The 22478-nt window shown below is 67.1% G+C and carries 17 protein-coding genes and 1 pseudogene; 11 read left to right on the forward strand and 7 right to left on the reverse strand.

The features are described 5' to 3' along the window. The first annotated feature begins 125 nt into the window (after positions 1-125). Together R2E43_RS34060 and R2E43_RS34065 are read left to right on the forward strand one after the other, a co-directional pair. On the forward strand, positions 126-1511 hold the full coding sequence (locus R2E43_RS34060) for a tetratricopeptide repeat protein (RefSeq protein ID WP_264335129.1): 1386 nt from the start codon (positions 126-128) through the stop codon (positions 1509-1511). Between the two features lie 75 nt (positions 1512-1586). After that, the gene (locus R2E43_RS34065; RefSeq protein WP_264335130.1) at positions 1587-2072 is read left to right on the forward strand and encodes an SAM-dependent methyltransferase; all 486 of its coding nucleotides are present in this window, start codon (positions 1587-1589) and stop codon (positions 2070-2072) included. A 123-nt stretch (positions 2073-2195) separates the two neighbouring features. On the opposite strand, the gene R2E43_RS34070 is transcribed toward R2E43_RS34065, so the two are convergent. Beyond that, complete coding sequence (locus tag R2E43_RS34070) at positions 2196-2702, reverse strand: ATP-binding protein (protein ID WP_332056913.1); 507 nt, start codon at positions 2700-2702, stop codon at positions 2196-2198. Between the two features lie 318 nt (positions 2703-3020). On the opposite strand from R2E43_RS34070, the gene R2E43_RS34075 reads away from it, so the two are divergent. Continuing rightward, positions 3021-4436, forward strand: a complete 1416-nt coding sequence (locus R2E43_RS34075; protein ID WP_264335132.1) for an XRE family transcriptional regulator — start codon at positions 3021-3023, stop codon at positions 4434-4436. 32 nt (positions 4437-4468) lie between these two features. Next, positions 4469-5374, forward strand: a complete 906-nt coding sequence (locus R2E43_RS34080; RefSeq protein ID WP_264335133.1) for a phosphotransferase — start codon at positions 4469-4471, stop codon at positions 5372-5374. A 115-nt stretch (positions 5375-5489) separates the two neighbouring features. On the opposite strand, the pseudogene R2E43_RS34085 reads toward R2E43_RS34080, so the two are convergent. Next, positions 5490-5782, reverse strand: a pseudogene (locus R2E43_RS34085) (hypothetical protein); the annotation flags it as partial. A gap of 387 nt (positions 5783-6169) precedes the next feature. On the opposite strand from R2E43_RS34085, the gene R2E43_RS34090 reads away from it, so the two are divergent. The 3 genes from R2E43_RS34090 to R2E43_RS34100 all read left to right on the forward strand — a co-directional run bounded on the left by R2E43_RS34090 (position 6170) and on the right by R2E43_RS34100 (position 9203). Next, positions 6170-6367 carry a helix-turn-helix domain-containing protein gene (locus R2E43_RS34090; protein ID WP_114872960.1) on the forward strand — a complete coding sequence of 66 codons (198 nt, stop codon included), beginning with the start codon at positions 6170-6172 and terminating at the stop codon, positions 6365-6367. 134 nt (positions 6368-6501) lie between these two features. Then, a complete protein-coding gene (locus tag R2E43_RS34095; RefSeq protein ID WP_114872959.1) occupies positions 6502-7698 on the forward strand; it encodes a tyrosine-type recombinase/integrase in 1197 nt (398 codons plus the stop codon). 410 nt (positions 7699-8108) lie between these two features. Continuing rightward, a complete protein-coding gene (locus R2E43_RS34100) occupies positions 8109-9203 on the forward strand; it encodes a 3'-5' exonuclease (RefSeq protein WP_264335134.1) in 1095 nt (364 codons plus the stop codon). 21 nt (positions 9204-9224) lie between these two features. On the opposite strand, the gene R2E43_RS34105 is transcribed toward R2E43_RS34100, so the two are convergent. The 5 genes from R2E43_RS34105 to R2E43_RS34130 form a co-directional block, all read right to left on the reverse strand. Next, complete coding sequence (locus tag R2E43_RS34105; RefSeq protein ID WP_264335135.1) at positions 9225-9479, reverse strand: hypothetical protein; 255 nt, start codon at positions 9477-9479, stop codon at positions 9225-9227. A 282-nt stretch (positions 9480-9761) separates the two neighbouring features. Next, positions 9762-12032, reverse strand: coding sequence for a hypothetical protein (locus tag R2E43_RS34110; protein ID WP_332056915.1), 2271 nt, complete (start codon positions 12030-12032; stop codon positions 9762-9764). A gap of 252 nt (positions 12033-12284) precedes the next feature. Then, positions 12285-13595 carry a UvrD-helicase domain-containing protein gene (locus R2E43_RS38930; RefSeq protein WP_332845886.1) on the reverse strand — a complete coding sequence of 437 codons (1311 nt, stop codon included), beginning with the start codon at positions 13593-13595 and terminating at the stop codon, positions 12285-12287. 164 nt (positions 13596-13759) lie between these two features. Beyond that, on the reverse strand, positions 13760-16084 hold the full coding sequence (locus R2E43_RS34125; RefSeq protein ID WP_264335163.1) for an ATP-dependent nuclease: 2325 nt from the start codon (positions 16082-16084) through the stop codon (positions 13760-13762). A gap of 419 nt (positions 16085-16503) precedes the next feature. Next, on the reverse strand, positions 16504-17559 hold the full coding sequence (locus R2E43_RS34130; RefSeq protein ID WP_332056916.1) for a hypothetical protein: 1056 nt from the start codon (positions 17557-17559) through the stop codon (positions 16504-16506). 280 nt (positions 17560-17839) lie between these two features. On the opposite strand from R2E43_RS34130, the gene istA reads away from it, so the two are divergent. The 4 genes from istA to R2E43_RS34150 all read left to right on the forward strand — a co-directional run bounded on the left by istA (position 17840) and on the right by R2E43_RS34150 (position 22426). Further along, positions 17840-19090 (forward strand): IS21 family transposase, encoded by a 1251-nt coding sequence (gene istA, locus R2E43_RS34135; RefSeq protein WP_210984991.1) that lies wholly within the window; start codon positions 17840-17842, stop codon positions 19088-19090. After that, entirely contained in the window at positions 19090-19896 is an 807-nt protein-coding gene (gene istB / locus R2E43_RS34140) for an IS21-like element helper ATPase IstB (RefSeq protein WP_193460402.1), read from the forward strand. Before istA ends, istB begins: the two co-directional genes overlap by 1 nt. A gap of 1241 nt (positions 19897-21137) precedes the next feature. Next, positions 21138-21521, forward strand: a complete 384-nt coding sequence (locus tag R2E43_RS34145; RefSeq protein WP_332056917.1) for a Rossmann-fold NAD(P)-binding domain-containing protein — start codon at positions 21138-21140, stop codon at positions 21519-21521. Positions 21522-21961: 440 nt separating this feature from the next. After that, positions 21962-22426, forward strand: coding sequence for a hypothetical protein (locus tag R2E43_RS34150; protein ID WP_332056918.1), 465 nt, complete (start codon positions 21962-21964; stop codon positions 22424-22426). Positions 22427-22478: the final 52 nt, after the last annotated feature.

The following is a 22478-nucleotide window of genomic DNA, read 5'->3' on the forward strand; positions in this document are numbered from 1 at the left end:
CGTGCAAAGTGAGTGATCTGGTGGCTACGTTGAGCGAACCGTGAATCGCCGCCGAGGGGTATGCCTGCGCGACTCCCGGGGCCGTCAAAGACGTCAAAGATCATTTCGGAACCGAGGGACAACCCATGGCCCGTGCGCGAAACGAAGCCCTCGTTGCACTTCTGCGTGAAGCTGGCTGGTCCCAGCCACAAGTAGCCGCAGCGGTCGCCCGGGTAGCCGCGGAGAGCGGGGTGCGTGAGCTGGAGGCGATCTCCCGCTCGCACATCGCCATGTGGGTGCAGGGCACACAACCGAGCGGCCAGGCACCTCATATCCTGCGCGAGACGCTGTCCCGTAGACTCGGCCGCCACCTCACCCTGGCCGACCTCGGGCTGGAAGGTAAAGCCACAGGCCAAACCGACAGCGGTTCCGACTGGAGCGTCGACCCTCTGACCGTGCTGGCCGAGCTGGGAAGCGACGACCTCGATATGCACCGACGTAAGCTGCTGGCGACCGCCGCATACTCGGCCGCCGGCCTCGCCTTGCCCACCGCCTCGTGGTGGGCAGCCGCCCCCGCCGCGGCGGCGAAGCGGCCGGCGGTCTGCCCGCGACCGGTGACCCAGGCCGACATCGACGATGTCCGGGGCCTGACGACTTTCTACTCCGCGCGCGACCAGCAGCGCGGCGGAGCCTCCGGTCGCTCGGCCCTGGCCGGCCACCTTCGCGACGAAGCGGTGCCTCTGCTCGGCAGCAGGTTCCGCACGGAACAGCTCCGCCGTGAGACGTACTCGGCTGTGGCGGAGATGACCTACCTCACCGGCTGGATGGCCTTCGACGCCTCCGAACACCGCACCGCCCAGCGCTACCTCACCCTCGCCGCCCGCATCGCGGCCGAAGCCGGCGACGGACCGCTCGGCGGCCACATCCTGCGCGCCCTCGCCCACCAAGCTGTGGACCTCGGACATCCGCGTAGGGCACTCGCTCTGGCTGACGCCTCCATGTCCCGCGACCGCTACGGCCAGGCGAGCCCCCGGGAGAAAGCCCTGCTCGCGATCGTCCACGCACGAGCCCTGGCGGCCGACGGTGACCGCCCCGCAACCCTCGCGGCCATCAGCCGCGCAGAGCGGGACCTCGCTCGAGCCGACAACAACGAGGCGCCGGGCCGCGTGGGCTTCTTCCAGGAAGCATCCCTTGCCCACGAGACGGCCTGTGCCCTGCGCGATCTGGGCCAGCCGCTCGACGCGGAGATCCACTTCAAGCGCAGCGTCGCCACCCGCCGCCAGCAGTACGCCCGGACCCACAGCGTGACCCTCGGCTACCTCGGTGCCGTACAGGTGCAGCAGGGCCACGTCGACGAGGCGTGCGCGACCTGGAGCCGCGCTCTGGACGCCATGACCGGAGTGCAGTCCGGACGGGCCCGGGACGTCATCGTCCGCATGCGGAGTGACCTGTCTCCCGTGCGCGGCCGCGGCGGCCGTCACATCGCGGAGCTCGACCGCCGCGCCCGGGAGACGCTGCGAGCCATAAGCTGACACCCGATCACGTCGGCGTCCTGCTGCGAGGCGTCCGGCCGTGCCGGTAGTCAGAGGGATGGAGAGGGAAGAACGGTGCCCAGCTACGAGGTCAGCTCGATCGCCACGGTCGTCGGAGGTCACACCCAGGTCTTGGACGACTACCAGGGCGGCGTCCGCTCGATCATCCGGCTCAACGACGAGTACCCGCTGGAGACCCTCCAGGGCATCGAGGAGTTTTCGCACCTCACCGTGGTTTGGCGCTTCCACCGGGCGCGCCCCGAAGACGTGCGGTTGCACGCCCGCAGCCCGCGCGGCGACGCCCGATGGCCGGCGACCGGTACCTTCGTGCACCGCAACCACCGCCGCCCCAACCAGCTCGCGATCAGCTTCCCGCACCTGCTCGACGTCGACGGCCGAGACCTTCACGTCACCGACCTCGACGCGGTCGAGGGCACCCCCGTTCTGGACCTCGCCCCGTACTTCCAGCAGATGGGCCCGCGAGGCCCGATCCGCCAGCCGGCCTGGCCCGGTGAGATGCTCGCCCCGACCTACTGGAGCGACGCCAGCGAGCGCCCGTAGGCGTGTGGAGAGCAGCGGGGCACCCTTCAGGCGGCCACTCGGCTCGTCGAGTACGCACGGCATGAAGACTCCCGGATTCACAGGAAGTCGGCAGGTTCGGAGGTTTCTCGACGACATGGGTTGTCACGCCAATTGGGAGAGGAGCCCAGCGGACTCCGGGCAACGGAAGACGGCCCACACGCCCTTACCGGTGACCCCTTGGGCGTTTTCTCGCGGCGCTGCCGTCCAGTAGTCGGCCACCGCGTCGACGAGCTTCAGACCGCGGCCACAAGTGGCATGCGGGACAGGCCGAACGGCCGCCACGGGCGCCTCGTTGGAGTTGTCAGTGACCAGAACACCCAGCGCTCTGCCCGGCTGGAGGGCCAGCGCGATACCGACGTGCTCGCTGTCGTCCGTCGGCCGGGTCCGGCCGTGCAGCACCGCGTTGGTGACCAGCTCGCTGACAGCCAGTACCACCCCGTCGGTGAAGTCCCCCGCCTCGGGGAAGCGCCAGCCGAAGAGCTGCTGCCGGACGAAGAACCGCGCGTCGCGAACCGACGCCGGCGTGCTCTCGACCTCGATTGCCGCACGCTCGATTCCCTGACCATCGGCCAGCTCAGCCAGGACCGTGTGGTACGCCGAGGACGTCATCGATCCACCTCCCTGTGGGTGACGAACGCCGCGCCTTCTCGCCGCAAGGTGCGGCGGGAGACGCGCGAACGCAGGCCCGGCGACCGGGCGTTCCACGCCACCGGTCGGCGAGCGGTTCGTCGGGCTTCTGGGAGCAGCAAGGTTCGCCCCACCGGTATCGACGAACAACAGTCACCCTTCGCCGATCAGTCACTTCTTGCTTGCAGGTGACTGATCCGGTCGCCAGGCCGTCGAATCAGTCACTGATCCCGCGGATGGGGGAGTGCCTCACCGATACGCTGCCAGGAGTAGGAGCAGGGCGAGTTGGAGGAGGGGGCCTTGGACCGCAAGCCGCACCGTCCGTCCTGTGCACAGCGGTTACGCGAGGCCGCCGCCGACCGTGGAGAGCCGGTTCAGGAAACCGCCCATCGGATCCACGCCCACTGCGGTGTGACGCTGCTCCGCGCGCATCGCCTGGCGCGGGGGATGACCCTGCAGGAGGCCGCCGACGGCCTCAACACTCTCGGAGCACGGTATGAAGCAGCACCCCGGGCGGACGGTGATCAACTGGGGCACTGGGAAAAGGGCCGGCAGCCCCGCCCGGTCACCGTGGAGTTGTTGTGCGAGTTCTACGCGAGCACGGCTCAGGACCTGGGACTGCGCGGAAGCAGCCAGCCTTTCTCGCCGGACGAGCCTCCGGCTGAGGAGAGGGCGCCGGCACGGAGACCCCAGCAGGCACTCACCCCCGCGGTCGCCCCACGACGCGCGGCGGATACGGTTCCCCTCTCCTTCGAGCAGCAGATCGATGCCGCCCGGCGGTCGGTCGACCGCACCCTTGGGGCGGGCACGGTGACGCCCACGCAGCTGGACCTGCTCGACGAGCAGTTGCTGTGGGCGCGCGAACAGTACGTCTACACGCCGCCCGCGTCGATGATCGAGATTCTGCTGGGCCACCTGTCCGAGGTCGAGGACCTGGCCGCCCACCGTCAGCCGGCCGCTGTACAGGTCCGGCTCTCCGAACTCACAGCGGTGATCGCCACGCTGATCGCCGACGCCTTGATGAAACTCGGGCACCTCCGCCGGGCGCAATCCTGGTACGCCACCGCCCGCAACGCGGCCGACGACAGCGGCAACACCGAGCTGCGCGCCCGCGTCCGCGCACAGGCCGCCATGCTCCCCTACCACTACGGCCCGATCGAGGCCGCGGTTGCCCTGTCCAGAGAGGCACGGATCCTCTGCCGCAACCGGCCCACGCCCACCGCCGCCTTCGCTTCGGCCGCCGAGGCACGGGCCTTGGCGAAGCTTGGCCACGCGGAGGGAGCGGAAGCCGCCCTTCGGCAGGCCACCGAGATCTTCGAGCGAAGCCATGCCAGAGCGGACACGGGCAACGATGCCTTCGCTTTCCCTGAGCGGCGCTTTCTCCTCTATATGAGCGGCACCCTCACCGCACTCCGGCGGACCGTCGAAGCCCGACGCGTCCAGGAGAGCGCGCTCGCTCTGTACCCGGAAAAGACCGGCATCGACCCGGCCCTCCTTCACTTCGAGGCAGCCCTCTGCCTCGCCCACGAACACAGCACCGAGGAAGCATGCCAACTGGCGGCCGCCACGTTCCTGCGGACAGATCCGGCGCATCGGACCCCTATCGTCGAGGAGCGGGCGCGGGAGGTCGTGGAAGTCCTGCCGCCGCGAGTTCGAGGCAGCCGTGTGGCGCGGGAACTGCGCGAAATTCTCGCACTTCCTCCCGGCCAGATGTGACACTCGGCCATGTGTCCGCGAGCCTGGAACGCATGAGAGAGATGGCGCCGGCCCCCGGCGGGTACGACGAGGCCGAGATGCACCGGATCCTGGAACGGGCGTGCGCTGCCGCTGGCCTCGACAGCCGCGGTTCCCGCCTCCTCCGCGGCCACACCAACGCGGTTGTCCTGCTGGAGAAGGATCAAGTCGTCGCGAAGATCGCCCGCAAGGGCTCCCGGGTCGAAGACGTGACCCGCAAGGTCGAGTTCGTCAGGCGGCTCATGGCCGCCGGCTTCCCCACCGTTCCGCTCCACCCCGTCGACCAGCCCGTCCTCGTCGACGGCCACGCGGTCACCTTCTGGACCTACCTGCCCCAGCCCGAGCAGCCCGTAGAGGCCCAGCAACTGGCGCAGCCCCTCCGTGAGCTCCACAACTTGCCCCTGCCACCGCTTTGCTTCCCCGAGCACGACAACATCGGGGCCATTCGACGCTCACTGTCCGCCATAACATGCCTGCCGCCTGACGCCATCCGATTCATGGAAGCGCAGACGGATCGCCTCGCAGCCGAGCTCCGAGACATTCGTTTCCCCCTGGCCCGAGGGCTGATCCAAGGCGACCCCCAGCACCGGAACGCCCTCCACGCCCCGGACGGCGGGGTGGTCCTGTGCGACTGGGATACGGTCGCCTACGGCCAGCCCGAATGGGACCTGGTCACGATCGAGGTGCACTGCCGCCGCTTCGGCTTTGGCCAGCACCATTACCGCCGCTTTGCCGACGCCTATGGCTGGGACGTCACCGCTTGGCCGGGCTACCCGGTACTCGCTGGACTGCGTGAACTACGCATGATCACGACCAACGCCCGAAAGATTCACCATGCTCCAGCGAGCCTTGCTGAGGTGCAAAGGCGGGTGGAAGCACTACGGAAAGGCGATCGGGCGTTCCGGTGGCACATCCTCTGACGGGGCTGCCTGAACTGCGGCGCGGCCTCCTTGCTGCCCGGTCCTCGATCGCGACCAAGAGGTCGACTGTCGGTGATAACAGTAAGAAGTGCGAATTGTTCTCGTGAGCGGCCCTGATACTCCGCTTGAGGTAGCCGATGAGGTGGTACAGCCACTGCTGCATATCCGACTCGGGCAGCCCCATGTCGGGTACGGCGTAGAACTCGCCGAGACGCATGCGAAGACGGCCGGGCGGGGTGTCGGCGTATTCACGCAGTTGTCGCTCTGCGGCGGCGATGACCCACGGTGGCTTTGCCACGTCTGCCTGAGGTAGGCGGTGAGCGCGTGGCTGGGTTCGTCCGCGGTGTCGTCAGCGGGTTGGCCAAGGTCGCCGCACGGGGCCTCGGCCCCTCCCTGCAATTCGGGCAGCCTATGCGGGCCATCAAGATGTCCCGCGCTGGCATTCGCTCATGGCAGACGAGGAAAGCTCCGAAAGGCTGGCCCTTCTTCTAGGGCTATGTCAACCTACAACACCTCGGAAGCACGGAGCCGATAAGCGGGCCACTGGGTTGCCTGATGAAGGGCCCCTCCAGTGGTACGTCGGCGCAACATAGACCACGATCGCCGGTTAGCCAAACCGGTGATCGTGACGACCATGGAGGTGTTGGCCCTCGGCTGCGCTTGGCGTCGAATCTATAGAGAGGCGGGGACAGTGCCGTAAGTCGCGAGGAGGAAAAGAGCGGCACCTGCTGTTTACTCGATAGCGGCGCAATGGGTATGAGGGGAACGGTTATTCGGTTGATGGCTGCTAATGAGATGGTAGGTGTGATCTTGGCGCAGGGTGGAAGCTACCGACTTCTGACGCCGGCTGAAGTCGCTGACTGGTTGAAAGTCAGCGAGTTGACCATTAAGAACAAGTATCGAGTTTGGGGGCTGCGGCCGCAGAAGGTCGGACGCCTTCTGAGGTTTCGCGAACGCGACGTGGTCGCCTACCTGGAAAGGAAATATGGGTAGCTCAAGAGGACTGATGTTTTCGTCGGCCGAGCAGACGGTGCGATAATTTGGCTCGAGTATTCCAGAAATGCAAGGAAGACGAAAAGAGTCGTAACTACCCCTGCACCACGACTCGCTGCGGTCATCCTTGGACCGTGCGATATCGGGAGCCCGGCGGCCGAGGTGGACGGCAGCGGGAGAGGTCGTTCGAGAAGAAGGGGGACGCCGACTCCTTCGCGGCCAAGGTCGAGCGGGAAAAAGACCTCGGTACCTACATAGCTCCCACCGGCCTACTGGTTCCCCTCGTAGCCGTGTACCGCGAATTCATCGACTCTGGGAGTCGGGTGAACGGAACGCGGTACCAGTACGAGACGAGCCTTCGTCTCCACGTGGAGCCCTACTTCGGGTCCACTGCCGTCGGTGCAGTCAAACCGAAGCATCTCAATGCATGGCTGAAGTGGATGGTGGAAGAACGTGGTTATGAAGAGAGCACGGCGATCAATCGCTACGAGACGCTTGCCGGCGTCTTCAGCTTCGCCGTCGCGAATGAGTACATAACCAAGAATCCGTGCCAGCACGTCCGCACCGGTCGTCAGCGGGTGAAGCGGAGGGTCAAGAAGACGATCCGCCTGCCGACCCTGGCGGAGATCGAGGCGATCGAACGGCACCTACCCGGCCCCTACAAGTTGCTCGTGTGGCTCATGGCGGGGTGTGGCCTGCGCATCGGTGAGGCGTGCGCTGTGACGCTGCAGCAGTTCGACCTCGAAAGCGGAACGTTGTACGTCGACCGTCAGGTCACGCAGGACGGCGAGAACGAGGAGCCCAAGACCGCAGTCCAGAAGGCCATCACGAAGGGGAGAGGGCGCGCTCACTGTGTCCGGCACCTCAAGTGGCGTGATCTGGATGAGGGTCGAGCGGTTCCAGTGCCGCCCACCATTGCCGCGAAAGTGCAGGAGCACGTCCGGATGTACGGCACCTTTCGTGTGGAGGAGGGGCCGAACCGCCTGGAGGGGGACTACCTCTTCTCCAACATCGGGCGTACCAACATCCTCATGTACTCCCTGGTGGACCGGCTGTGGCGCAACGCCAAGAGGGCAGCGGGCATCAAGAGGAGGATCACCACGCACTGGCTCCGCCACTTCTTCGCCTCCGCCGGCCTCTCGAAGGGAGTACCGGTGACGGACATGGCTGAGTGGCTGGGGCATCGGGACCCGCGAATCACCCATCAGACCTACGCGCATGTGATGCCTGACGCTCCCGAGCGCCTGAGATCTCTGATGGACGCCGTCTTCACGATGCAGACCGAGCTCGATCTGCCCCTGGAGTTCGAGGCGGTGGTCGAGGCGGCCTGAGACGAATTCGTCAACGGGTGATGCCTGCAGCCGGACGTCCGGCTGCAGGCATCACCCGTTCGGCTTGGTGCCGTTGAGGATCGTTGGACTGACGTCTGTTCACCTGCACCCGTCTTCGCCTTGGTGTGTCTGCGAAACACGGTCCTCATGAAGCTGGCTATGTGGCGGTGTACCAGGTGTTGTGTGGAAACGCGGCCACAGCGGATGGGTCTGGTTGCGGATCTCAAAACCCCTGAGACTTGGCGATTTCGTAGGGTGATATGTCTAGGTTATGCCGGATGTGTGCGACGGTACGGTCGTGCAGATGACGAGTTTTGCCTGGCCGCGTCCGCAGCGGCGTGAGGTGCCTTCTACGATCTTCTCCGTCATCCAGTTTCCCGTCCGTATGGTCGGCTACTCAGGGTAGGCGCATGTACTTCGACCCGTGGTCCCCCGAACCGTTTCTCCAAGCTCTGGTGGAAGCCCTCCCTGACGGGTGGAGCGGGATGTGTACGAAGCCCTACCCGGAAGGCGGCGAGTACGAGGACCTGCGACTGCGGGAGATGACTCGCGATGCTCTCGTCTGGGCGGAGTTCCTGAGCCCAGACGAGGCGACGTCACCTGGAGAGCGGATTCTGATCGGGTTGGAAGCCGGGGACATGTCCACCCGGTACGGCCTTACCATTGGACTGTTGAAGGGACCTGGTGCCGCTTCGGCGCTGTTCCTGTCATCGCCCGGCAACCCCGTCGACAATCAGCAGGAGTTCTACCGCCTGCCCGCCAACACCACACCAGCGGGGGTCGCGCACGTCCTGTGCCAGTTGAGTCGCGCCGCCGACCGGCGTGTGGTGGACGACATCCTTCACGAGGCTGCCGCAGACACGCGTTACCCGACCGGATGGTTTCCTGGAGAACGGATCATCGTCCTCGACCTGGAAACGACCGGCCTGAACGAACACCAAGACCGGATCGTGGAGGCGGCCTGGCTGCTGGCGGACCGGCGGGCGCTGGCCTGGGACAGCGTTCTCATCAATCCCGGCGTACCGGTGAAGGACTCCTATCGGATCCACGCCATAGACGACGTGACAGCCCTCCACCACGGCCGCAATCCCCGGGAGGCCATCGACGAGGTGACTGGAGCGGTTGCCAAGCACATCGTCGACGGTGCCACTCTGGTCGTGTTCAATCGAACCTTCGACCTGCCATTCCTCGCCGCGGAGTGCCGACGTCACGGCCTGCCCACTCTGGAAGACCGAGTAGGACGGCCGTTGAAGGTCGTGGACCCCATGCGGATCCACCAGAGCGTTCAGCGCCGTGGGGGAAGCAGCAAGCTGGTCGACCTGGCGCTCCTGTACTCCCCTGGGAACACCGCCTCGCACAGTGCCCTTGGTGACTGCTTGGCCACCTGGGACGTGCTGGCTGCGCTGTGCCGTAACGAGAGCAGGGCCATTGCGCGCCGGGCGTTCAACAGGTCCGCGCGTGACGCCCAAGAGCTGACACTACGACACCTGCTCGCCTTGAGCTGACCTCGTTACAGTGCGCCGGTCTCAGCCGCGACCGGCGCGTCGAGCATGGTCGCGGACCTCACCGGCGACGATGCGTCGCTTGTACCGCCACAGATGCTTGCGTTCCTCCGTCGTGAGGAGGTCCGCGAGGCGGTTTACCTCGCCCCAGGCCGCCGACCGGGCCGCGCGGGCGGAGGCCCAGTCACCTCTCTCGACGGCTTCGCGTAGCTCCTCCATCAGCGCCAGCAGCGGCTTGCGAGCTTCCTTCTGCCGTCTGCTGAACGGTACCGACTTCACGGTGGCTTGCCGCTGTTCCCAGTCGGGCCCGCCGGTCAACGCGGGGGCGCGATCGGTGAGTCATGACACATTCTCCTTCGTCTCGCATTACTGGCAGGTGGGCTCCGGCTCGGAAACGAGATCAGGTAGCCGTACCTGGCTGTCAGACGACCAGGGCAATGTGCAGTGCCCTGGTGAGGACGACATACGGTGAGCGATGATGGTCCCTGCCATGGTCGAGTTCATGGGTCGGTGTTGCTGCCTCGGGCTCTTCCAAGTCGAAGGAACCGGCTTTCTCCGGCCTCAGCCGGCCGAGCCCTTGGGGAGCCAGTCCGCGAAGATCTCCGGGAGGCGGTTGAGGTCCTCGGCCGTGACGGTGATGAGCCGCAGGCCGTGGTGGCGGGCCAGTTCCCGCTTGCGGGCGACCTTCGCCACGTACGCCTCCTGCGTCATGAGGCCCAGGGCCTCGACGAACGTGCCGTCTGTCAGGCGCCAGTCCGCCCGCAGGCCGGTCGTGTTGAGCTCCGGGTGCCGCGGATAGGCGGGCTCCGGTTCGTGCGCCACGCCCCGGTGGTGGAGGAAGTCGTCCACGTGCCGCTCGAACAGGGAGCGGCACAGATGCCCGTCCGTGGCTCTGGTCGTCGTACCCAACGAGGTGCGCACCCCGTCCGTGATGAGCCCCGCGTGCGCCAGCCACTCCGTCCAGGTACGGGCCGGACGCGTCGGCCGCACACTCAGCACCGCGGAGCCGGGGCGCGGCAGCAGGAAACGGCAGAGCAGCACCTCGTCGACCAGGGCGTGATCCTCGAAGGGAACTCCGACGCGGTCCAGCTGGGTGAGGGACGGCGGCCCGGAGAACTCGGCCTTCGCCAGCCTGCGCAGCGCGTACACGATCGCCTCCGTCCACGCCCCGTCCACTCCGGTGTCCCGCAGCACCCCGCCCCTCGCCAGGGCACAGCAGCCATGGCAGTAGAACAGCCCCGGGCGGGCCGACTGAGCGGAGCGCCCGCAGAGCCGGCACGGCCCGCGCTCGGCCAGGTTCACGGGCGCGCCGAAGAGCGCCTCCAGCGCTCGCCGGTAGTACGAGTTCTCCGCCGCGTCGTCGATGAGCGGCGGCAGCAGGCTGCCGGCCCGCGCGGCGAGCGCCTCCCCGTCGTCGGGCTTCGCATTGAGCCACCGGCGGTGGAGCTCCGGGATCAACCGCTGCGCGGCGGCCGTCACCCGGCTGTAGCTGCTGACGGGGCTGATCTCGGCGGGCGCGACCGCGGCACGGAGGTTGTGCTGTTCTACCTCCTCGTGCGGTGTACCCCAGGTTACGAGCAGGGGACGCACGCCGTGCCGGAGCAGCAGCACCGTCAACGGCTCGGCGAGCGACGCGGCGTACACGGTGAGCGTGCCCGAGTCCGGGTCGAACCAGCCGGCTTCGGGAAGTCGGCTCCGGGGCACACCTGGCCTGGAGAGCCGGATCGACCACTTGTCCCCGCCCGCGACGACCACGGCGTCCGGGAAGCCGTCGAGGGACGCCAGGTCCTCGGGAGCGTCCACGTCCACCCCGTGCGCACGCAGCGCGTCGAGCGCCTCGGCGCGCACCCGCTCGTCCACCAGGGTGAGCGGGCCGTCCGGCTCGTGGTACTGCCCCACCTCCACGCCTGATCCGTCCAGGATGAGGATCCGAGTGTGGTAGAAGACGGACCGGGTGACGGCGCGCAGGTCACGGAAACCGTGTGGCGAGGTTCGGTACGTCTCCCAGGCGTGCAGGAGCGGCTGTGCCTCGGCGTCCCGGCGGCGGCGCGCGCGCTCGCGCTCGGTCTCCCGGCCCCAGGCCCCGCCAGCGGCGCGGTGGCTCAGACCGGTGCGCAGCCGGACGGCGAGACGTTCGGCGAGCGCCCGGCGCAGGTCCCGCTCGACACCGGACGGGGCCGGCCCCCTTTCCGCGCACCGGTCGGCCTCCCGCCGGTGAGCGGCCAGGTAGTCGTCCACCAGGGCGCGCACGGTCTGACGCTCGGGCAGCAGGACCCGGATCGAACCGACCGCGTACCCGAACGCCTTCTGCTCCGCCCACGACACCAGCTCGTGGCGGCTGGGTTCCCAGTCCGCGTCGTCCTCGGCCTCACCGCCCTCGTCGTCCTCGTCGTCGTAGAAGCGGCTGTCGTCCTCGAGGTCGTAGAGCTCTATCCATCCGTGACAGCCGACGGGTATCCCCGTCTCCTCGGTGAGCTCGCGGATGCTCTCGCTCGTGACGTGCAGGGCGCTGCTGTAGAGGTAGCCCATGTGCCGGTCGAGGACGGACCCGACGTGGCAGGGCGGGGCGGTGACCGACACGGCACGCGTGTCGTAGTCGTTGTCGGGCCGGGGGACCAGACCCACGCGTACGGGTATGACGGCACCGTCCTTCGCCTTGGGCGCCGCCGGCCTGATGTTCTCCCTCCGTAGCTGGTCCAGGACGAACGCGCGCAGGGCGGGGACGGAGTCGTCGAAGACCGCGAACCCCGGGGAGTAGTCCTTCGCCGGGTCGCCCGGGATCATGAGGAGACCTACGTCGGGGGCGTACTGGATCGTGTCTCTGCTCGACATGCGCGAATTATGTCAAAGGCATATGTACTTCCATGACTCAGACGGGCGGATCACATAGAGGCGGTGGGGCCCGAGCCTGCCACTGAGTGGGGCCTGTTCCATGTTGTCGTCTAGGCACGGTTCAGCCTTGGTGCTGATTACGTAGCGTTGCAGTTCAGCACCTGGCGCCAGTTGGGTGGGGTTTGGTGCTCGCAGGCCGCATGCGGTGCGCCGACGAGGTGAGGCAGCGTGCACGGCCGCGGTCTGGATGGATCAGAGGGCGACGGTGAGGTGCCGTGCTCTGGTCAGGGCGACATATAGCGAACGATGCTCTTCGACCTGGAGGACGAGGCCGGTGTGAAGCGCTGCCACGTCGCTCTCCTCCAGCCGGACCCCGACAGCGTCCCACTCCCGTCCCTTGGCCTGGTGGCACGTCAAGCCGGGGACGAGTCGGTCGTGCCTGACCTGAGATCTCGCCCGGAGGCTCTGCAGGCCGGAGAGTGGGACTCGACCGTGCGTGATCAAGGACTTCACGGGTAGTTCCGTAATCAGCACGTTCACGAAGTCGCGCCAGACGCTCCGCACGCTGTCAGTGCCAGCCAGCGCTTCCAGAGTGTGGTGGAGGTGCGGGCGCAGTTGTTCCAGAACATCGCGGTTCGTGATGCCCAAGGTGATCAGGGCGTCGTTGAGGAAGACAGCCTGTATGCCGAGCGAGCGCTCGGTCATTTCGTTGAGAAGTAGTGTGCAGGCGGCTCCTTGGAACTGTCCTGTCAGCGGCTTGATTGCGAGGGGCAGCACGTGGGTGTCCGTGTTCCAGAGTGTTCTCCACTGGCGAGCAAGGACGACGTCGGCATCCTGAACGCGGCCGATGGGAAGTGTGGTGCTTTCGCCGTGGCGGAGTCGCTGTGCCAGCGTCTGCTGGGTGCTGGTGGACCACCGGAACGAGGTGTGGAGGTCCCTCCTGGCGAATCTGTGATGCGTGATGAGCTGTGAGACTTGTTCGGGGCGAGCCCCACGGAATCCGTAAAGGGCCTGCCACGGGTCTCCGACCAGAGTGAGATCGATTCCGGTGTCAACGGCGAGGTGGATGAGCCTGAGGTCCAAGTCGTTCGCGTCATAGATCTCGTCGATGATCAGAGACCTGATTGTGGAGCCCAGGTAGGAGGCGACGGCTGCCCTTGTCCGTGGTTGCTGGAGCGCGAGTTGGAGCACCTCGCGCACGTTGTCATGGGTGCACTGGCCTTTGTCGACGGCTGCGAGGAAATCGTCTGGCGCAGGGTGACTACCAGCTCTCGACTGCTGAACGGCGACCGCGATGATCCGTGTGCCGTTCAGGGCCAGAACGGGCTTCAGTTTCCTGGAAGCGGTGGGCAGACGGCTCCGCCAGGTGTCTAGCACCTCCAACTCCCGATGCCCTCCGGGCCATTGCAGGGCACCGATCTGCAAGAGATGAGCGAGTACGTCGCACAGAAGAGCGTCGAGGGTGGCGACGCGGTGAGGCCAGGCGAGCGCCGAGGGCCCCCAGTACCGCAGAACCCGGTTGCGTATCTCCTCGGTGGCGGAGCGGGTGAAACAGACGGCCACGACGGCTCGGTGGTCGGCTGTGTGTGAAGCGGTGGAGTCCGAAGCGCTGGGCGGAAACTGTGGTTTTGCCCGAGCCCGGGGCCGCTTCTATGTACAGACAGCGCTGGGCGTTGCCGACGGCAAGAACTTGTTCGGGCGTGAGGCGGATGCGGTCGGACAGCGTGTCAGGACTCTTCATGGTCATCGGCGTCCACGCGTGGCGCGGCCGTCGGCCAGCGACTGGGCTGCTGGGGGTGAGGAAGGGGCCAGGCACGCCGTGGTGGAGTCATCGGCTGGGGCCGGCCGTTAGGGCGATCAGTGCTCAGGGCGTCCCATGGAAGCAGTTCCGGCTCCGGTACGGGGATGTTCGCCTCGTACTCGGCTGCATCGAGTGACCTTTCCAGGTCGGCCAAGTCATCGGGCCAGTCGATGTCTTCCACGTCCTCTGGAGACGGAACAGGGTCCCGGTCGGCATCCGCCATGAGCCAGGCCGGGGGCTCGGCAAAGACGTCGCCGGGCTCGTCGGCGCCGCCGCCGGTCTGGTCCTCGGCGGCCGCCTGGTCCGCCGTATCGGATGGGTACAGGAAGTCGAAGAGCTCCTGGAGATGCTTGGGTACGGTCGCGGAGCCGTACCACTCATCAGGGTCCAGCTCGCCCTCGTTGAACTTCATGAGGCGATCGGCGAGTGCCAGAGCGAACTCGGCCTTCCTGCTGGCACCCGGTCCGGCAGGAGTGCCCTGGCGCCTGCCACGGAAGAACGCGTGGATGCTCTGGGGCGTGATCTCGTCCGCCTCGAAGTCGAGGCCGATGTCGTCCATCGCCAGCACGATGAGGAACTCGTTGCCCTCGGTGATGGCCGGTTCCAGGGTCGGGTGGCTGATGAAGGCGCCGACGACCGAGGGGTCGTGCTCACCGATCCATGCTGGCTTGCGGGGTTCCTCTTCGAAAGGCTGATCGCTGTCCCGCAGGATCGCCAGCTTGGTGCACAGCTCAGCGCCTCGTGTGGCCAACAGATGGGCAGGCCATTGGCCGACCTTCGTTCCCACCGGAACAATGCTGAGCGCATCGATGAAGGCTTGCTTGACCGCGTCCTCGCCGGCCCAAGTCCGCCCGAATTCCCGCACGACAGCCACTTCGGTCACCCCCTCGACAAGCACCAGGCGCTCCGCGAAAAGCGCAGCCGACCGGCTCGCATCCAGATGGAGCCGGGTCATGCGCAGCGTCACAGCCCGGTCCTTGGGCGGTACGACCTTAGCGACGGCTCGGCAGACCCTCCCCTGCGGAGCGCAACGCACGATCACGAGTTCCTCCGGAGCGCAGGAGGTGATGACGTCCGAGGCATGGCTGGAGAGGATGACCTGGAGCTCCGGCCGGTCTCTGACGGCTCTACGGAGGTATCGCACAAGGCCGTGCTGCAACTGCGGATGGAGATGCGCCTCCGGCTCCTCGATCACGACGGTTGCGTGGAACGGCGCCGTCTGGAAGAAGGAGTCCTCGACGGACTCGGCTTCCGCCTGCGCCTGGACCAGGTTGTCGAGAATCTCCTGTACCTGCTCCTCCTCGTTCGGCGGCTCAAGGTCGGCCGTCTCCTGGCCCTGCGCACCACCGGGAGGAGAATCTGAGGAATCGGGTATCGCGGCCAACGTGACCGCTATGTGGAGCAGGTTCACATAGCCCAGCCCAGAGACCTCCAAGGGCCGTGCGGACGAGCGGCCCTCGATGACCGCAAGCATCAGCTCCAGGACGCGGGCCAGGTAGCCGTCGTCGACAACCTGACCGCGTATGTAGGGCCAGTGCTGATTCACGCCGGCGGACAGGGTCGCCAGATGGTCGCGGATCCGCTCTTCAACGGCGTCGATGAGACTGTTCTTGGCCAGATCTTCGAGCAGTTGGGAGGCGCGTGCCCTGAGAGCCACCAGATTCCGACTGCCATGCAGACGCTGCTGCTGGGCCCGCAGCAATTCCACCAGAATCCTTACTTCACGCCGGGCCAGCTCGTCCAGAGGGTGTCGCCACGCCGGCAAGTAGATCAGTTTATACGGGTCCAGGTTCTGCTGTGCGCCGAACGCCGAGTTGACTTTCGTGGCGACGGTCCCGAGCCTGCGGCTGAGGGAGACGCTCCAGCGCTCTGCGACTCCGCCGAGGCTGCGGTGGCGCGTGTCGTACAGTTGGCGGCCCAGTCTTCCCTCCAAGCCGAGGCTGTCGCTGAGCGTGTACGTGACGTCGATGGTTCGGTCCGTGTTCGCGGGAGCCAGTGCGGCAGAGCCGAAACGCGGCAGGCTCGGAAAGCGACTGCTTGGATGGGCCAAGTAGAGCGCGTCGGTGAGGGTCGTCTTTCCCGCGCCGTTCGCTCCGATCAACACGCTGAACCGTCCCGGCAGTTCACAGACCAGCGGGCCCTCGACGCTCGCGCGCAGACCGCTTACCGACACACGACTCAGATGCACCAGCCACCCCCGAGGTTTGAACGCATATCGCTGATCATCATCGTGCACTATGTCGACGAACATGCCGCACTTCCGTTCAGAACCGGCCATGGGGGATAGGCCCTCGCGGAGAACCTCTGGATGCTCATCAAGACCGAGGGCCTGCGCGGCCGCACCTTCGCCACCCGGGCCGAGGCGAACCTCGCATTCTTCGAGCCTCAGCCCCGTCGAGTTCGAAGAGCAGCACTACGCCGAACAGGCAGCGACCGAACGAGCGAACCTGAAGCCCCGCCAACCTGCCCTGACCAGCTGATCAGCCCCTCCCGAGCAACGGGGGAACCTCAGTCTGCTCCGAGTCGGTGCCACTGGGCTCGGTAACCACCAGCACGGGCACTCCACAATCGGCTACCTTGCGCCGGTCGCTTTCGAACAGAGATCCACTACGCTGGCCATCGTTGTATGGCAACCGGTGTCCACGATCAAGGTGGAAGCCCTTCCCTCCCTCAGGAGCTTTCTTCGGCGTCCTGCGTCGGCAGCACCCGCAGAGCCATCACGGTGCCGTCGTCGCCGAAGGAGACGGGTCCCCACAGTGGGGACGTGGTGCTGGTCGGGTAGGTGTCGCGTAGCTCGTACGCCCGGTTTCGGTATCCCTCCACCTGTCCTTTGACCAGCAGGTCGTACAGTTCCTCGGCTATTCCTGAGAACGCCTCGACGCGGATCCGGTTGAGTCGGAACACTTGATCGGTTCCGACGTAAACCGTCGGACCTATCTTGTGCCGCGCGTCCCGGACGCTGGACGAACCGGCGAAGGTCTGCTGCTGGTAGTGTTTGTGGCCCTGCTTGTCGGTCAGGTACTGGGCGATTTCGGTGCCAGCTCCGGCGAAGGCCAGTTGGCCTGCGGCTCCGGTGCGTGCGAGCAACTGGCCGTACCAGCCGAGCTCCTTGCGAGGGATGAAGAACCCGTCCTGGATCCGTTCTCTGTGGCCGTCGGCAGGTACCTTCACCGCGCCGGCGTACGCGAGGTTCCGCTCCGCCAGCACTGCGTCCGCATTCCGTCGCCCTGTGGCCGGCCTTGCGGGCAACAGTCCTTCGCCCGGTGCCTGCAGAGCATTGACGGTGATGCCGTCCAGCGCGAGTAGTTCGGTGGACATCAAGAGGCACGGCGTGGTGTTCCACTCGGCGAGGTGGAAGTGCTCGGCGCGCTCGCTGCCCCTGGCCAGCTGCTTGAATGCTGAGCGGTCGGCCTTGGCGGTGCGCTTGGTGGCCTTCTGATGGTTGCCGTTGACCGTCACCACGAAGACACGCGACGGCTCGCCCGGGCGCCAGGCTTCGATGAAGAAGTCGGGTCGTGGCCGGGCGCCCAGGGACGGCCGCGGGCCGGAGCGCGCGAAGCCCGCCAGGAGTATGGCTTCCGCATCCAGAGTGGAGACCATGTGGCCCGGGAAGCGGTTCCGGACGGTGCGTTCAGCGACGGCGAGTCCGAAGGCTCGGCCCAGTTCCCGTGCCTGCATGGCCCTGTAGGAGAGTTCCGGGCTCTGGCCCTCGTCGGTGAGGGCCATGTGGCTGCTGGGACCGGCGGCCACGGCCTGGCAGTACTTCAGTCCTTGCCAGTGTTCGGCCAGCCCTCTGCCGCGTCCTTGACGGGCAAGGGTGGTGGCTCGCGCGAAGACGCCCAGCAGGTCCCAGGGGGTGGAGACGAGATCCTGTCGGTCGGCGTCTCGTACCGGTCCGAGTTCAGGCTTACGGGTGTCGGCGACGGCTGAAAAGTGGACCAGTGGCGACGCTTGAAAGTTGACCCCCTTCAGGGGTCTGGCTCGTTGAGTCAGACCGGGAGGAGTGGTGATCAGCGTGGAGGACTGGGCGGAGATCCGTCGGCTTCATCGGGCCGAGCAGATGCCGGTACGGGCGATCGCGAGGAAGCTGGGGATCGCCAGGAACACCGTTCGCAGGGCGATCGCGGACGACGCGCCGCCGAAGTATCAGCGGGCTCCGAAGGGTTCGATCGTGGATGCGGTCGAGCCGCAGATTCGTGAACTGCTCGAGCAATGGCCGGAGATGCCGGCGACGGTGATCGCGGAGCGGATCGGATGGGACCGCGGTCTGACCGTCCTCAAGGACCGGGTCCGGGACCTGCGGCCGGTCTATCGGCCTGCGGATCCGGCCTCGCGGACCGTCTATGAGCCGGGCGAGATCGGCCAGTGCGACCTGTGGTTCCCGCCCGCCGACATCCCGCTCGGCTTCGGTCAGGTCGGGCGGCCGCCGGTGCTGGTCATGGTCGCGGGCTACTCACGGTGGATCACTGCCCGGATGCTGCCCTCCAGGTCGGCGGCCGACCTGATCGCCGGGCACTGGCGGCTGCTGACCGAGCTGGGCGCCGTCCCGCGGGTGCTGGTCTGGGACAACGAGGGAGCCGTCGGTTCCTGGCGGTCCGGAGGCCCCCGGCTGACGGACGACTTCGCTGCGTTCGCGGGGCTACTGGGCGTCAAATTCCTGCTCTGCAAGCCCCGTGATCCGGAGGCCAAGGGCCTGGTCGAGCGGGCCAACGGCTATCTCGAGACATCGTTCCTGCCCGGGCGGGTGTTCACCTCGCCGGCGGACTTCAATATTCAGCTCGCCGACTGGCTGACCAGGGCGAACCGGCGCATCCACCGGACCTTGCAGGCCCGCCCGGCGGACCGGCTGGAAGCGGATCGCTCCCGGATGCTGGCCTTGCCGCCGGTCGCCCCGCCGGGCTGGTGGAAGGCATCCCTGCGGCTGCCTCGGGATCACTACGTCCGTCTGGACACCTGTGACTACTCGGTGCATCCGCTGGCCGTCGGCCGCCGCGTCGAGGTCGCCGCCGACCTGGACCAGGTGCTGGTGACCTGCGACGGCGTCGAGGTCGCCCGCCATGCCCGCAGCTGGGCTCGCCACCAGACCATCACCGACCCGGACCACGCGGCCGCTGCCGCCGCCGCCCGCGAGGCGGCCACCGGCCCGAAGCCGGCGCCGATGGACATGGCGGAGGTCGAGGAGCGGTCGCTGGAGACCTATGACCGGATCTTCGGCGTGATCGACGGCGGGCTGAGCACGGGCGAAGGGGCAGCGTAATGAGCACGAAGAACGGCACGAACCAGGCCAGGACCAGCCGCGACGTCGGCTCCGAACTGATCTATCTGACCAAGGCACTGAAGGCCCCGGCCCTGCGCGATGCGGCAGCCCGGCTCGCCGAGCGGGCCCGCGACGAGGGCTGGAGCCACGAGGAGTATCTGGCCGCATGCCTGCAGCGGGAGGTCGCCGCCCGCGACTCCCACGGCGCCGAAGGACGCATCCGCGCAGCTCGATTCCCCTCCCGCAAGTCGCTGGAGGACTTCGATTTCGACCATCAGCGGTCCGTGAAACGCGAGGTCATCGCCCATCTGGGGACGCTGGACTTCGTCGCCGGCAAGGAGAACGTGATCTTTCTGGGACCGCCCGGCACCGGCAAGACCCACCTCGCCACCGGGCTCGGCATCCGGGCCTGCCAGGCCGGCCATCGAGTCGCCTTCGGCACCGCCGCCCAGTGGGTCACCCGCCTCGCCGAAGCCCATCAGGCAGGGCGTCTGAGCGACGAGTTGACCCGGCTGGGACGAATCCCGCTGATCGTGGTCGACGAAGTGGGTTACATCCCCTTCGAACCCGAGGCCGCGAACCTGTTCTTCCAGTTCATCTCGGGCCGCTACGAACGCGCCTCCGTGATCGTGACCAGCAACAAGCCCTTCGGACGCTGGGGCGAGGTCTTCGGCGACGACACCGTTGCCGCCGCGATGATCGACCGACTCGTCCACCATGCCGAGGTCATCTCGCTGAAGGGCGACAGCTACCGCATGCGCGGACGCGACCTCGGACGGGTTCCCGCCGCCAACTCCGGGGAATGACCAACATCAACTGACGCAGTGGGGGTCACTTTTCACCCGCCGGGAACGGCTCACTATTCAAGCGACGCCGACATACGGGGACTCGGTTCTTTCTCGTCCTGCTTCCGCGCGCATTGTCGATCGATAGCCGCGGCTGCCTTGTTCGTGTCCGTGACCAGAGCGGCGGTCGAATTGATACGGACGGGGATCTTTACGCTGAGCCGGCCGAGTACCTCTTCCGCAGATGCTGACATGGCTCGGCACCGTACGTGCGCAGGTATGGGCGCACGCAAGTGCGCATAGGCGCTCGCGTTGCCTCAGCAAGGCGGACATGATCGTCGGTCCGTCAGGCAGGTCAGGAGGACGAAGCCACCGTGTCGTCAGGTGCACCTCGCCCGCTTGGGCGATTCGCGTGGCGTCGTCCCTCATCGGGCGGCAGCTTATTCCTGCTGGCTCGGGCTGTTGGTAACGCTGAGTAATCGTTTTCGGAGGCCGTCGGGGGCCGTGGAGCGAGCAGCGACGCAGGTCGGCCGGCACCGAGTCAGCATGCCATGAACCCCGTGCTGGTTCCGTGCTGACTTCGAAGGCCGGAATCACGGAAAACCGCAGCTCCTAGCCCTGATCGAATGAGTTGTCGTACCACTCGATAGTGGTGCCGATGAGGCTGGCGGCGACGATGCGCTTGAGGTTGTTCGGGGCTGGTGGAGCGGTTGCGGGCGACGACATCGGCACCACTTCCTGGGGTGTGACGGGGACGTTAGTGTGTCGCCACACCGTAGGAATCCGCAGGTCAGGCGCACATGTGGCGGGACAACATAGTTCGGGGGTCGGCTATGCGCGCGGCCACCATGCCTGCTCAGGGAAGGGGGCCAGATGCCTTGGGGAGAGCCTGTCCCGTGCTGACTTGGTGCTGACTACGCTGCGTCGAACTCAGGCATATGGTGGCTGCCGGGACGGGATCCCTCTTCCCCTTGCCGCCGCGTGCGCCGGGTGGTTCGCGGTTGAAGGGAGGTGATGACACCTTCCCTGAGTGAGGGCCGGCCAGCTCAGTCGGGGGACGTCGGCAGCACGTCCGCCGGCCAGGAAGTGGAGCCCGGTTGTTCTGGAACTGGATCGGACCCTGACTCTACTGACGCGGCATCAGTAACCGATGGAGTTTGTGGCCTGCCTCTGCCGTGGTGGTGTTGTCATTGCAGGCTGGGTGCCCATCGGGTGGATTCGCAGACGCCGACGCCGATGTGCGGTGGCGGGCACCGGAACTCGTGGCAGCCTTCCTCGACCACCCGGCCCCGTACTTCGACCCCCTGTCCACCGTCCGGGTGCCCTCGTGGTCCCGCGGACGGGTCGTACTGCTCGGGGACGCGGCGGCGGCGACGGCCCTGCTGGGTGACGGGTCCAGCATGGCGATGGCGGGCGCCTACGCTCTCGCAGAAGAGCTCGCCGCCCATCCCGGTGATCACGCCCGCGCCTTCGCCGCCTACGAGTCGCGGCTCCGTCGTGAGGTAGGCCCGCGGCAGCGACGCGTCGGTCTGCTCTCCGGGCTCATGGTGCCCCGCACCCGGCCGGGCCTCGCGGTGCGCAACGCGGTGGGCCGCGCGGTCGGTCGCACGAACCGGATCACCTCTAGCGAAGCCGCGAACCGGTAGACCGGCTCCGCGCCGACCGGTCACCGGTCGGCGCGCAGCTCCACGGTAGCTCTCAGCCGGGTCGCCGCCATGCCCGACGAGCCCGGCCCGGAGTGGCAGGTCATCGCCGATGCGGCAGGCGGACTGCTGTCGGCCACACCCACCGTTCCCGGCGCTCGCCACGACATGGGGACTGCCGGTGACTACGCCCCCGCGACGCGGAGGTGAAGTGCTGGGCATCCAGGCTGAAGACGAGTTACCGGGAGCGGCCCGCCAGTCGGCCTTCGCCCGGCGGCAATTCCTGGCGGACCACGACGCCGTGGGTGGCGGCCTCTGGTAAAACCGGGCAGTGGGCCCTCGGAGCAGGCCCAAAGACTTCTTCGTCCGACAGCGGCTCCTCCGCTGCCCCGGACCACGCCCTGGAGCCCGCTTTGACCTTACGATCAGCTCGCACCCGGCCGGTGTCCCTTCTCCTGGCGACCTTGCTGGCGGCCTCGGCACTCACCGGCTGCACGCTGATGGATCTCGCCCAGGACTGCGAGGGGACCGACGCCCGGGTCGAGGAGCTGGTGGCGCTCCACATCCTTGACTCCCGGCCCGACGAGGCCACCGCAGCCCGGGGCTTCGAGGAGGTCGACGCCGGTTGCTGGTCCGACAGCGGCGACGCCACGGTGTACGCCGAGCGGACATACGCCTTCCCCGGCACACGGGCCGACGTGGCGGCGTATTACCGGACGGCGGCGCGACAGGACGGATGGATCCCAGCGCCCGACGTCGCGCCCGACGACCTGAGCTTCGTGAAGAAGACCATGAACCTGCGGATCGTCTTCCTCACCGCCGAACTGCTCGCGGAAGAGGGCCATGGAAGCCGCCCCGACCTCAGCACCGGTGCCGGTTACTCGATCAACGTCGACTCGTACGCATAGCGGCACCGAGGCGGGCTGCTGGAAGTCGGCCTCGAAGAGAGGACTGCGCCCG

This window comes from Streptomyces violaceoruber, from assembly GCF_033406955.1.
Taxonomy (GTDB): domain Bacteria; phylum Actinomycetota; class Actinomycetes; order Streptomycetales; family Streptomycetaceae; genus Streptomyces; species Streptomyces violaceoruber.